Below are 11986 nucleotides of genomic sequence, written 5' to 3'. Positions count from 1 at the left end.
GGAGCGCCGCTCAGGCGCTGCGCACCGCAAAGCGCGCATGGAGATCGTCAATCACGCGCAGTACTGCCAGCGCTCCGTAGGCATCGACCGGCGGGGGCGCGCCCTCACGCAGCGCCAATGCCAGTTGCCGGTAGAAGGCCGGGTAGTCGCCACGCACGGGTGTAACCCGCTGCTCATCGGTGCCCTGCCCGAGGGTGCCCCAGCGGGCCTCGGGGGTGATGCCGTAGGCGGCGTCATCGGGCGTGATGCCCCCCGCCAGATCCGGCTCCTGGTTATCCAGCCCCCAACTGGTGTAGGCCGCCCGGCTGCCGAGCAGGTGGAAGCGGGGCGCGGGCCGTGCCGCCTGCCCGTTCATCCACAGGCGCGAGCGCACGCCGCTCTCATGCAGCAGCGAGACAAAGGCGTCTTCGTCGCTGTCAGAGAGGGTGGCTGGGCTGTGGCGCGCCAGCTCCGCGGTGGCGGTACGCACCGGGCCGAAGAGCTGGATCGCCTGATCGATCAGGTGGCTGCCAAGATCCAGCAGCAGCCCGCCGCCCTCGGCCAGCGTCACGCGGTCGCGCCAGTTGCCGAAGCCCTCTGGCCGCCACCACTCAAAGCGTGACTCAAAACTGCGCACGCGCCCCAGCGCCTCCTCCGCCAGCAGGCGCTGGAGGGTCAGGAAGTCGCCATCCCAGCGGCGGTTATGGAACACCGTCAGCAGCGTGCGGCTGGCCTCCGCGCCAGCGATCATCTGCGCCGCCTGACGGGCGTTGGCGGCGAACGGCTTGTCCACCACCAGATGGATGCCGCGGGCGCTGGCCTCCTGCGCCTGTTGCGCATGCAGCGCCGGTGGGGTGCCGAGCACGATCAGATCGATCGTCAGCTCGCCGCTGTCGATCCGGCGCAGCAGATCCTGCCAGTCGGCGAGGATCTGCGCCTGCGGGTAGCGCTGTTGCGCGGCGAGGATGCGATCCTCGCGGCTGGTGACGATCGCCGCCAGACTGAAGTGCGGGTCAGCCGCCAACAGCGGCGCGTGGAACACCTGGCCCGAGATGCCGAACCCCACCAGCGCGGTGCGGATGCGTTCTGAAGTAACCAACTGATGCGTCAAGATAAAACCTCCGAAAGGAAACGTTGCAGACGCGGCGACTGCGGACGGTCAAAGATCGCGTCCGGCGAACCGTACTCGACGATCTCGCCCTCATCCATGAATACCACCTGGTCAGCCACCCGGCGGGCGAAACCCATCTCGTGGGTGACCACCACCATCGTCATGCCGCGCCGGCAGAGATCCGCCATCAGCGCCAGCACGCCTTTCACCAGCTCGGGATCGAGCGCCGAGGTCGCCTCATCAAACAGCATCACCTCCGGGTCCATCGCCAGCGCGCGGGCAATGGCGACGCGCTGCTGCTGGCCGCCAGAGAGATCGCGCGGCCGGTGGTCGGCACGCGGGCCGAGGCCCACCTCCTCCAGCCGCTGGCGGGCGATCGCCTCGGCCTGTGCACGCGGCAGCCCCTTCACCCGCCAGGGGGCCAGCGCCACGTTCTCCAGCGCGCTATGGTCAGGGAACAGGTTGAAGTGCTGAAACACCATGCCGATGCGCAGCCGCAGCGCGTCGGGTTTATCACGCAGCACCGAGCGCCCGGCCAGCAGCACGTCGCCGGAGAGCGGCTCGTGCAGCCGGTTGATGCCGCGCAGCAGCGTCGACTTGCCGGAGCCGGAGGGGCCGATGATGCAGGTGGTGGTGCCGGGCGGCACGTGCAGCGACACCTTGCGCAGCACCTCCACCGGCCCGTAGGCCAGCGTCAGGTCGCGCAGCTCGAGGCTGGCACCGTGGTAGGCGAGGGCGTCGCCCGCGGCGGCTGGGGTGGGTTGGCTCATCATTGTCCTCGCTCCGTGATCAGGGGGTTGATCTGGCCGCCGGTCACCGGGGACGGCGCGGTCTGGGGTTGCACCTCGGCCACCTCTTTTAGGCCGCTGCGTGGCGCGGTCATACGGCGGCGGCCGGTGCGGTAGCGGGTGTCGATATAGTTGACCGCGTGGGTCAGCGGCACGGTGATCACCAGGTAGAACAGCCCCGCCAGCAGCAGCGGCGAGAGGTTGCCGGTCAGCACCGCCGCATCCTGCCCGACGCGGAACAGCTCGCGCTGGCCGGTCATCAGGCCCAGCAGGTAGACCAACGACGAGTCCTTGATGATGGCGATGAACTGGTTGACGATCGCTGGCAGCACGCGGCGGATCCCCTGCGGGATGATCACCAGCCGCATGGCGCGGCCATAGCTCATGCCGAGCGCGCGGCACGCCTCCATCTGCCCCTTCTCCACGCTCTGGATGCCGGAGCGGAAGATCTCGCCCATATACGCGCTGGCGATCAGGCTGAGGGCGAAGATGCCGAGCGGGTAGGGGGTCGGGCCGAAGATCTGGTAACTGAAGCGGGCCAGCCCTTGGCCAATCAGCAGGATGGTCAGGATCGAGGGCAGCCCGCGGAACAGATCGGTATAGAGGCGCGCCGGGATGCGCAGCCAGCGCGACGGGGAGATGCCCATCAGCGCTAAAATCAGGCCGAACAGCGTGCCGAGAATCGTTGCCGCCACCGAGATGATCACCGTGTTCACCAGCCCGGTGCTGAGCAGTTGCGGCAGCACCTCCAGCATCGACGGGAAGTCAAAGAAGGTGCGCGAAAGTACAGTTAACAGATCCATAGCCGTGTCTCACAGATAGCGGGTGACGGGGCGCGCCCCTCACCTGTTGGCACTCTGAACGCCAGGCGTCCACGGGATTACTGGGGCAAATACTGCTTCGGCAGCGGCGAGCCGGGGAACCACTTCTCATAGAGCTGTTTCCAGGTGCCATCCTGCATCGAAGCTTTGATCGCTTTGTCCAGCGCCGCCTTGAACTCCGGCTTGCCCTTGGCGATCGCCACACCGGCTGGCGCATCAAAGGAGGGGATGTCGGCGGCGGTTGCCAGCTTGAAGCGCTCGGCATAGCTTTTGGCGGCCTCGTTATCGAGGAACATCGCGTCCAGCGTGCCGTTGTTCAGCGCCGAGACCGCCGCGTTGTTGTCCGGGAAACGCACCACGTCGGTCTGGGTGAAATGCTTGATCGCATAGGCCTCCTGAAGGGTGCCCTGCACCACGCCCAGCCGCTTGCCGGCCAGTGTCTCCACGTTCTTCACGCCGGAGTCGCTGCGCGTCAGCACGGTCAGGAAACCGACCAGATAGCCGGTGGAGAAGTCCACGGTGTTGGCGCGCGCCGGGGTGATGCCGATGGCCGCCACGCCAGCGTCATACTGGCCGTTGGCGACCGCCGGCAAGATGGCGGTGAAGTCCTGGCCGATGAAGTCGACCTGCTGGATGCCCATGCGGCGCGCGACATCCTTGAAGAACTCCACATCAAAGCCGGTAAAGTTACCGCTCTTGTCAGTGAAGGTGTAAGGTTTAGCGTCACCCAGGCTGGCGACCCGCAGGTGGCCCGGCTCGATCAGCCCATAGGGGTTGGCCTCGGCGGCAACCGCGCCCGCTGACCAGAGGGGAGCCGAAGCGATCAGCGCCACGGCCAGTGCGTTCAGAGACGATTTGTGCAGGTGAAGGTGCGATTTCATAGCTCATCCGTTTTGTCAGGTGTAAACATCAGAGACTGTTGAACCGGCGGCGTTGTGTTAGTATGAGACCGGTCTCAACCACGGTGACTGATTGGCCGGAACGATGGATGTGAGACCGGTCTCAAGCAGTTGCCTTGATAATAAGCACAGCCTTTTTCCAGCGTCAATGCTCATGTTAACAACTTGTGATAAGACTTTATTATGACCAACCCAATGCCCCGTATTAAGGCACCAACCGTGGCCGACGTCGCCCGCGCCGCCAATGTCTCCAAGGCCCAGGCGGCCCGTGCGCTGGGCGGTTATGGCGCAGTGAGCGAAGAGGTGCAGACGCGGGTCAACCACGCGGCCGCTGCCCTTGGCTATCGCACCAACGAACTGGCGCGCAGCATGAACACCGGGCGCTCCAACACCATCGGCGTGATTGTCGGCGACATTGAGAACCCGCACTTCGGGCTGGCGCTGCGCGGCATGGCGGACGTGGCACGGCAGGCGGGCTACCACCTGCTGCTCAGCAACAGCGATGAGCAACTGGCGGAGGAGCGACAGGCGGTGCAGGTGATGCTGGAGAAGCGCGTGGATGGCATCATCATCGCGCCCAGCAGCTCCGCGATGCAGCATAATGCCCATCTGGCACAGATCGTGGCCAATGGCCGCGCGCTGGTGCTGTTTGACCGCGCGGTGGCCGGGCTGGCAGCGGAGGCGATCTGCGCTGACTTCACTGCCCCGGCAGAGGAGGCGACCCGCCAGTTGATCGCCGCCGGTCACCGGCGCGTCGCCTATGTCACCAGTATGCGCTGCGACGAGGGGTGGCGTTACCCGGACGATCTAGGGCTGACGCCCGTCGCCCAACGCCTCGGCGGCATGGCCCGCGCCTTTGCCAGCGCGGGCTTGCCCTTTGATCCGTCGCTGATCAAGGCCAACGCACTGGATGAGGCCGCCATCGCGCGCATCGTGGAAGAGCTGTGGCAGGAGCGCGCGCCGCCGACCGCACTGATCGCCTCCGACAGCGTGATCGCCATGATGCTGCTGCGCGAGCTGGGCCAGCGCGGCCTGCGCATCCCGCAGGATCTCTCGTTCGTGATGTACGACAACTTCCCGTGGACGGAGATTGTCAGCCCGCCGCTGACGGTGGTGGCGCAGCCGGTCTATGAGATGGGCCGTGAGGCGGCGCGCCGCCTGATCGCCCACATTCGCGGCGAAGAGCCGGGGCCGGTGGCACAGTTCGGCGCAGAGCTGCTGGTCAGGGGATCGATAGCCGCGCCGGGTGCGGGCAGCTAAACTTAAGGCATCGCCATCGACCGGGAGAGTACCCATGCCTGACTACCAGCTGCTAAGCGCCGCCCACGCCGCGCCGATCAAAATGTGGACCCACGGCGTGCCGGTGGAGGCAGAGGCGCGCGACCAGTTGATGAACACCGCCAAGATGCCGTTTATCTTCAAGCACCTGGCGGTGATGCCGGATGTGCATTTGGGGAAGGGATCGACCATCGGCAGCGTGATCCCGACGCGCGGCGCGATCATCCCGGCGGCGGTGGGCGTGGACATTGGCTGTGGCATGATCGCGGTGCGCACCTCGCTGATGGCCAGCGACCTGCCGGATAACCTCAGCGGCCTGCGTAGCGCCATCGAGCGCGCCGTGCCGCACGGGCGCACCGTGGGCCGTGGCAAGCGCGATCAGGGGTCATGGGATCGCACGCCGCAGGAGGTGGACGCCCACTGGGCGGCGCTGGCAACCCGCTTCAAGCGCCTCACCGACAAGTACCCGCAGCTACTAAAAACCAACAACCACCAGCACCTCGGCACGCTCGGCACCGGCAACCACTTCATCGAGATCTGTCTGGATGAGCAGCAGCGCGTCTGGGTGATGCTGCACAGCGGATCGCGCGGCGTCGGCAACGCCATCGGCACGCTGTTCATCGCGCTGGCGCAGAAGGATATGCAGCGCCACCTCGCCAACTTGCCGGATCGCGATCTGGCCTATTTTCAGGAGGGGAGCCGCCACTACGATGACTACCTGGAAGCGGTGGGGTGGGCACAGGATTTTGCGCGCCACAACCGCGAAGTGATGATGTCCAGGGTGCTGGCGGCGCTCTCGCAGACGGTGCCGAAACCCTTCCTCACCCAGCAGGAGGCGGTCAACTGTCACCACAACTATGTGCAGCAGGAGCGGCACTTCGGCGAGCAGGTGCTGGTCACCCGCAAGGGCGCGGTCTCGGCAAGGAAGGGCGAGATGGGCATCATCCCCGGTTCAATGGGCGCAAAGAGCTTTATCGTGCGCGGGCTGGGCAATGAAGAGAGCTTCTGCTCCTGTAGCCACGGCGCAGGCCGCACCATGAGCCGCGCCGCCGCCAAAAAACGCTTCACCGTACAAGACCAGATCCGCGCCACCGCCCACGTCGAGTGCCGCAAAGACAGCGACGTTATCGACGAGATCCCGATGGCCTACAAAGACATCGACGCCGTGATGGCCGCCCAATCCTCGCTGGTGGAGATCGTCCACACATTACGGCAGGTGGTGTGCGTGAAGGGGTAGGGAATGCCGCGACTGCCCCACACCGGCCTGGCATGGGGCAGGTGGGCGCTTAGCCCTGGTTATTATACTGCGACAGGATCATGGCGCGGCATTTGGCGGGGTCGTTGACGGCGGACTGGCGCATGTCGTCGTCGAGATCCATAAAGGCGTCGACTACTTTTTCCGCTTCGTCGTCGTTGAACTCTGGTTTGTTCATCGCGGAGGAGGAGACGCCTGCCCCGGAGCGCACTTTGAGCTGGTCGAGGTAGTGATCGTCGTCGCCCTTGCCGCCATCGGCCTTAATCTCTTCACACAGGCCGTTGATATACATATCCGTGTGGCCATCGGCGGCCTGCGCCAGGTGGGTAAATGAGCTGGCCGCCAGCAGGGCGGTAAGTACCAGTAGTTTTCGCATTGTCACTCCTTTCATTGCCGGGCGCTGTCGCCACAGCCCCATGGATTTCGCGCCAGTCAGGCGCGCTCCCCTTAAGTATTGGACAAAATCGCCATGCCGACAGCGGAACGCGGCAATTTTCCTGTTGGCGCAGGCGTGGCGGCAGGCCTCACGCCATTCCGGCGCGCCCTGTGCTATGGTCGGGAGTGGTTATACTTCATTTCTTGCTCACCAATAAGGGACTGAAAGGTATGTCTACGTTTTTTATGAACGACCGTAAGAACCTGGTAAACGATGCCATCGAGGGTGTGATTTTGGCATCCCCCCACAAAAATCTGGCGCGGCTGGAGGTGGATCCGGCGATCCGCATCGTGGTGCGCAAGGGGTGGGACAAGCAGAAGGTGGCGCTGGTCTCCGGCGGTGGATCGGGCCACGAGCCGGCGCACGTTGGCTTCGTTGGCAAGGGGATGCTGACCGCGGCGGTGTGCGGCGATGTGTTCGCCTCGCCGAGCGTCGATGCGGTGCTGAACGCCATCGTGGCGGTGACCGGTGAAGCGGGCTGCCTGCTGATCGTCAAGAACTACACCGGCGACCGCCTGAACTTCGGGCTGGCGGCGGAGCGCGCCAAAAGCCTCGGCTACCAGGTTGATCTGGTGATGGTGGGCGATGACATCTCACTGCCCGACAACAAGCAGCCGCGCGGCATCGCTGGGACGGCGCTGGTGCACAAGGTCGCGGGCTGGGCGGCGGAGCAAGGGCAGTCGCTGGCGGAGGTCAAGGCGCTGGCGCAGCGCGCCATCAACGCCACCGCCACCATTGGCGTGGCCATGGCTGGCTGCCACCTGCCGGGCGAAAAGGGCGATGAGGCCGACCGCATCGCCCCCGGTACGGTGGAGCTGGGGCTGGGCATCCACGGCGAGCCGGGCGTCAGTACGCTGGAGACCCAGAACAGCCGCGAGATCGTCGCCACGCTGGTGGAGAAGTTGCAGGGCGCGGTCGATGCGCAGGCGCGGCTGGCGCTGCTGGTGAACAACCTCGGTGGCACGTCGCCGCTGGAGATGGCGCAGATCACCAAGGAGGTGGCGGGCTCCGCCATCGCCCCGGCGGTGGAGTACCTGATCGGCCCGGCGCACCTGGTGAGCGCGCTCGACATGAAGGGCTTCTCGCTGTCGGCGATCGCGCTGGATGAGACGCTGGAGCAGGCGTTGAAGGCCGAGGTGGAGTGCGCTGGCTGGCAGCCGCTGGTGAAGCTGGAGGCGGCGCCAAGCCAGCCCGCGGAGAAGGTGAGCCAGCGGGTGGAAGTGACGCCCTCGGAGAACGCGCAGGTGGGGCAGGTGGTGGCGACCGTCACCCAGACGCTGATCGACCTGGAGGACGCGCTCAACAAGCTGGATGCGCAGGTGGGCGACGGCGATACCGGCTCCACCTTTGCCTCGGGTGCGAAGGCGATCTTCGATCTGAACCAGCAGGGCAAGCTGCCGCAGGACGATCTGGCGGATCTGTTCGCGCTGGTGGGCGATCGACTGGCGGTGGTGATGGGCGGATCGAGCGGCGTGCTGATGTCGATCTTCTTTACCGCCGCCGGCAAGCAGATCCAGGAGGGTGGGGATCTGGCGTCGGCGCTGCTGGCGGGCTTGCAGCAGATGAAGCACTACGGCGGCGCGGACAAGGGCGATCGCACGCTGATTGATGCGTTGCAGCCAGCGCTGGAGGCGCTGGAGCAGGGCGGCGACCTGGCCGCTGCGGCGCAGGCGGCGAAAGAGGGGGCGGAGGCCACCGCCGCCATGCAGAAGGCCAACGCTGGCCGCTCGGCCTACCTGAGCAGCAACAGCCTGGATGGCATCAAAGACCCCGGCGCGGTAGCGGTGGAGCGGGTGTTCGAGGCGCTGGCCAACGCCTGATCCCTATGGCCGGGGCAACCCGGCCATAGCTTTCATCGCCGGTGTTACCGGTATCACAGAAACCAGTTAACGTAATAGCTAAAGAAAATCTGAGAATCGTCCTGCCCCGCGCACTGGCTTATAACCTCCCTATCGCCACGGTGTGCTGCCACGCCGTGAACCCCCTGATCGCGAACCTGTGGAGCAGAGATGAGCCAGAAACTCTCCGTCAAAGAAAAGGTCGGCTACGGCCTCGGTGACATGGCCAGCCATATCGGCCTGGATAACGTCATCATCTTCCTTACCTTCTACTACACCGATGTGGTCGGCCTGCCGGCGGTGTTCATCGGCACCATGTTCCTGCTGGCGCGCGTCGGCGACGCGGTGATTGACCCGATAATGGGGCTGCTGGCGGATCGCACCTCCTCGCGCTGGGGCAAGTTCCGCCCCTACCTGCTGTGGCTGGCGGTGCCGTTTGGTGTCAGTTGTATGCTCACCTACGCGGTGCCAGCCGGGCTGTCGCTGGAGGCGAAAATGGTCTTCGCCACTGTCAGTTACTGCTTCATGATGCTGATGTACACGGCGATCAACATCCCCTACTGCTCGATGGGCGCGGTGATCACCGCCGACAATGAGCAGCGCATCTCGCTGCAATCCTACCGCTTCTTCCTGGCGACCCTCGGCGGCGCGCTCTCCACCTTCTTTATGCTGCCGCTGGCGGAGTACATCGGCGGTGCGGACAAGCTGGCTGGCTACCGCTGGGCAATGGCGATCATGGCCGCAGCGGCGACGCTGATGTTTTTGGTCTGCTTCCTCACCACCCGTGAGCGCATCCGCGCCACCCCCTCCCACGCCCACTTCATGAGCGACCTGCGCGACCTGTGGCACAACGACCAGTGGCGGGTGGTGGCGGTGCTGGTACTGACCAATATTGCCTTTGGCGTCATCCGGCTGGGGGCGTTGATGTACTACGTGACCTACTATTTAGGGGACGCAGCGCTCTTCTCCTGGCTGCTGGGCGCGCACATCGTAGGGAAAGGCGCAGGCAGTGCCCTGTCAAAAGTGCTGACACGCGGACGCAGCAAGATCACCGTATTTGCCGGGGCGGCGGTGGCGGCGGGCGTGCTCAGCGTGGCGATCTTCTTTATGCCGAAATCGCTGATGCTGTTGGTAGGCATGATGTTCCTCGTCTCCACCTTCTACCAAATCACCACCACCCTGATGTGGGTGATGATGGCGGATGTCGCCGACTATGGCGAATGGAAGCAGGGCAAGCGCATGGATGGCGCCATCTTCTCCACCCTGCTGGCGGTGCTGAAGATGGGCATGGCCATCAGTGGGGCCATCGTCGGCTGGACGCTGGGGCTGAGCGGCTATGTGCCGCAGGCCGCCGAGCAGTCGTCACAGGCGATGTTCTGCATTATCGCGCTGTTCAGCCTGGTGCCCGGCGTCCTGTCTTTTGTCAGCGTCATCGCGCTGCGTTGGTACCGGCTGAACGACGCCACCATGAGTGACATCAACCTGCATAAAGTGGTGATGCAGGCCGACAACTAATCTAAGGAGCGAAGATGAGTCAGTTAGAGGCGCAAGAGAACCGTATCCTGTGGCGCTATGACAACCAGATGCTGGTGGTGGAGCCGTGGGGGCCAAACAGCCTGCGCGTGCGCGCCACCTGCCAGCCCACGCTGGCGGAGGAGCCGTGGGCGCTGCTGCCGCGGCCAGCGGCGGAGGGCGTCACCATTGAGCGGCAGGATGACCAGCTGATCCTGCGCAACGGGAAGGCCAAGGCGGTGCTGAATGACAAGGGGCGGCTCTCGTTCTTCAACCAGCGCGATGAGCTGGTGCTGGAGGAGTTCTGGCGGCAGCGCTCCAGCGTTGGCATCGGCACGGTGGAGAAGGGCAAGGACAAGTACATCAGCGCATTGAAGCTGGACGCCCGCGCCTTCCGGCCGATTCCCGGCGGCAAGCACCAACTGACGGTGCGCTTTGAGGCGCGCAACGATGAGCGCATCTACGGCATGGGGCAGTACCAGCAACCCTGCCTCGACCTGAAGGGGTGCGTGCTGGAGCTGGCGCAGCGCAACTCGCAGGCCAGCGTGCCGTTTATGGTCTCCAGCCTCGGCTATGGCCTGCTGTGGAACAACCCGGCCGTGGGGCAGGTGAGCTTCGCGAAGAACCTGACCGAGTGGCGCGCCGAGGTGACCGGGCAGATGGACTACTGGCTGACCGTCGGTGACTCGCCGGCGGAGATCACCCGCCAGTATGGCCGCGCTACTGGCACCGCGCCGCCGATGCCAGCGTTCGCCACCGGCTTCTGGCAGTGCAAGTTACGCTACCGCAGCCAGGAGGAGTTGCTCTCGGTGGCGCGCGAGTACAAGCGCCGCAATTTGCCCATCTCGGTGATCGTCATCGACTTCTTCCACTGGCCGAAACAGGGCACCTTCCGCTTTGATGAGGAGTACTGGCCCGATCCGAAGGGCATGGTGGAGGAGCTGAAGGGGATGGGCATCGAGCTGATGGTCTCCGTCTGGCCGACCATCGATGCCACCACCGACAACTACAAGGAGATGAAGGCGCAGGGCTATCTGGTCAACAGCGATCGCGGTGTCTCGCTGACCCTCGACTTCCTCGGCAACACCACCTTCTTTGACGCCACCCACCCCGGCGCGCGGCAGTACGTCTGGGGCAAGGTGAAACAGAACTATTACGACGCGGGCATTCGCCACTTCTGGCTGGATGAGGCGGAACCGGAGTTCCGCGCCTATGACTTCGACAACTACCGCTACCACCGTGGGACGGTGCTGGAGGTAGGCAACATCTATCCGCGCGACTTTGCCCAAGCCTTCTACGACGGCCTGCAAGAGCAGGGCGAACGGGAGGTGATCAATCTGGTGCGCTGCTCATGGGCTGGCAGCCAGCGCTACGGCGTGCTGGCGTGGTCGGGCGATGTCCACTCCTCCTTTGTCTCGCTGCGCAACCAGCTTGCCGCCGGGCTGAACATGGGCATGGCTGGCATTCCGTGGTGGACGACGGATATCGGGGGCTTCCAGGGCGGCCATGTGGAAGACCCGGCCTTCCAGGAGCTGCTGCTGCGCTGGTTCCAGTGGGGGATCTTCTGCCCGGTGATGCGGCTGCACGGCTACCGCGAGCCGCATGTTGCGCCCGAAAAAGCCTACGGCGCGGATGGCGCGCAGCAGTGCAACAGCGGTGCGCCCAATGAGGTGTGGAGCTACGGCGAGCAGAATCTGGCGATCATGACCGCCGGACTACAGTTGCGTGAGAAGCTGCGCCCCTACATCGGGCGGCAGATGGACGTGGCCCATCAGCACAATGACCCGATCATGCGCCCGCTGTTCTTTGACTTCCCCCAGGAGGCGGAGAGCTGGCAGGTGGAGGATCAATATATGTTCGGGCCAGACATTCTGGTGGCTCCGATTTTGGAAGAGGGCGTGCGCCAGCGCCGTGTCTGGTTGCCAGCAGGTGCCAGCTGGCAGGATCTGCATGGCGAAACCTATCCGGGCGGCAACTGGGTGGAAGCGGACGCGCCGATCGAGGCGATCCCCGTGTTCCTGCGGCAGGGCGCGGCCGTGATTGACGAACTGCGCTGACCGCCCGGCCCC

At 65.0% G+C, this 11986-nt stretch carries 10 protein-coding genes; 5 read left to right on the top strand and 5 right to left on the bottom strand.

The annotated features are described in order from the left end of the window. Positions 1-10 precede the first annotated feature (10 nt). The 4 genes from C1N62_RS15005 to C1N62_RS14990 all read right to left on the bottom strand — a co-directional run bounded on the left by C1N62_RS15005 (position 11) and on the right by C1N62_RS14990 (position 3580). The gene (locus C1N62_RS15005; RefSeq protein WP_240775706.1) at positions 11-1090 is read right to left on the bottom strand and encodes a Gfo/Idh/MocA family oxidoreductase; all 1080 of its coding nucleotides are present in this window, start codon (positions 1088-1090) and stop codon (positions 11-13) included. Then, a complete protein-coding gene (locus C1N62_RS15000) occupies positions 1087-1863 on the bottom strand; it encodes an amino acid ABC transporter ATP-binding protein (RefSeq protein ID WP_137764388.1) in 777 nt (258 codons plus the stop codon). Before C1N62_RS15000 ends, C1N62_RS15005 begins: the two co-directional genes overlap by 4 nt. Further along, positions 1860-2681 (bottom strand): amino acid ABC transporter permease, encoded by an 822-nt coding sequence (locus C1N62_RS14995; protein WP_137764387.1) that lies wholly within the window; start codon positions 2679-2681, stop codon positions 1860-1862. The genes C1N62_RS15000 and C1N62_RS14995 overlap by 4 nt, the downstream gene beginning before the upstream one ends. 77 nt (positions 2682-2758) lie before the next feature. Continuing rightward, on the bottom strand, positions 2759-3580 hold the full coding sequence (locus C1N62_RS14990) for an ABC transporter substrate-binding protein (protein WP_137764386.1): 822 nt from the start codon (positions 3578-3580) through the stop codon (positions 2759-2761). Positions 3581-3781: 201 nt separating this feature from the next. Here C1N62_RS14990 and C1N62_RS14985 point away from each other — a divergent pair, with 201 nt between their 5' ends. Further along, entirely contained in the window at positions 3782-4858 is a 1077-nt protein-coding gene (locus C1N62_RS14985) for a LacI family DNA-binding transcriptional regulator (protein WP_137764385.1), read from the top strand. A gap of 34 nt (positions 4859-4892) precedes the next feature. Continuing rightward, on the top strand, positions 4893-6113 hold the full coding sequence (locus C1N62_RS14980; RefSeq protein WP_137764384.1) for an RtcB family protein: 1221 nt from the start codon (positions 4893-4895) through the stop codon (positions 6111-6113). Positions 6114-6162: 49 nt separating this feature from the next. On the opposite strand, the gene C1N62_RS14975 is transcribed toward C1N62_RS14980, so the two are convergent. After that, the gene (locus tag C1N62_RS14975; RefSeq protein WP_137764383.1) at positions 6163-6507 is read right to left on the bottom strand and encodes a hypothetical protein; all 345 of its coding nucleotides are present in this window, start codon (positions 6505-6507) and stop codon (positions 6163-6165) included. A gap of 230 nt (positions 6508-6737) precedes the next feature. Between C1N62_RS14975 and C1N62_RS14970 the strand changes: the two genes are divergently transcribed. The 3 genes from C1N62_RS14970 to C1N62_RS14960 all read left to right on the top strand — a co-directional run bounded on the left by C1N62_RS14970 (position 6738) and on the right by C1N62_RS14960 (position 11974). Then, on the top strand, positions 6738-8387 hold the full coding sequence (locus C1N62_RS14970) for a dihydroxyacetone kinase subunit DhaK (RefSeq protein WP_137764382.1): 1650 nt from the start codon (positions 6738-6740) through the stop codon (positions 8385-8387). A gap of 189 nt (positions 8388-8576) precedes the next feature. Beyond that, entirely contained in the window at positions 8577-9920 is a 1344-nt protein-coding gene (locus tag C1N62_RS14965) for a glycoside-pentoside-hexuronide (GPH):cation symporter (RefSeq protein WP_137764381.1), read from the top strand. Positions 9921-9934: 14 nt separating this feature from the next. Further along, positions 9935-11974: a TIM-barrel domain-containing protein gene (locus C1N62_RS14960; protein ID WP_137764380.1), complete on the top strand. Its 2040-nt coding sequence runs from the start codon at positions 9935-9937 to the stop codon at positions 11972-11974. The last annotated feature ends 12 nt before the right edge of the window (positions 11975-11986 follow it).

It is taken from the genome of Nissabacter sp. SGAir0207 (genome assembly GCF_005491205.1).
In the GTDB taxonomy this organism is placed as follows: Bacteria; Pseudomonadota; Gammaproteobacteria; order Enterobacterales; family Enterobacteriaceae; genus Chimaeribacter.
The sequence above is the reverse complement of the archived record's forward strand: the minus strand, read 5'-3'. Positions and strand labels throughout refer to the sequence as shown.

What these genes read in the sequence shown, in the direction of transcription:
- C1N62_RS14980 (WP_137764384.1), top strand. Translation starts at nt 4,893, where the DNA reads ATGCCTGACTACCAGCTGCTAAGCGCCGCCCACGCCGCGCCGATCAAA.
- C1N62_RS14970 (WP_137764382.1), top strand. Translation starts at nt 6,738, where the DNA reads ATGTCTACGTTTTTTATGAACGACCGTAAGAACCTGGTAAACGATGCC.
- C1N62_RS14990 (WP_137764386.1), bottom strand. Translation starts at nt 3,580, where the DNA reads ATGAAATCGCACCTTCACCTGCACAAATCGTCTCTGAACGCACTGGCC.
- C1N62_RS14960 (WP_137764380.1), top strand. Translation starts at nt 9,935, where the DNA reads ATGAGTCAGTTAGAGGCGCAAGAGAACCGTATCCTGTGGCGCTATGAC.
- C1N62_RS14985 (WP_137764385.1), top strand. Translation starts at nt 3,782, where the DNA reads ATGACCAACCCAATGCCCCGTATTAAGGCACCAACCGTGGCCGACGTC.
- C1N62_RS15000 (WP_137764388.1), bottom strand. Translation starts at nt 1,863, where the DNA reads ATGATGAGCCAACCCACCCCAGCCGCCGCGGGCGACGCCCTCGCCTAC.
- C1N62_RS14995 (WP_137764387.1), bottom strand. Translation starts at nt 2,681, where the DNA reads ATGGATCTGTTAACTGTACTTTCGCGCACCTTCTTTGACTTCCCGTCG.
- C1N62_RS14975 (WP_137764383.1), bottom strand. Translation starts at nt 6,507, where the DNA reads ATGCGAAAACTACTGGTACTTACCGCCCTGCTGGCGGCCAGCTCATTT.
- C1N62_RS14965 (WP_137764381.1), top strand. Translation starts at nt 8,577, where the DNA reads ATGAGCCAGAAACTCTCCGTCAAAGAAAAGGTCGGCTACGGCCTCGGT.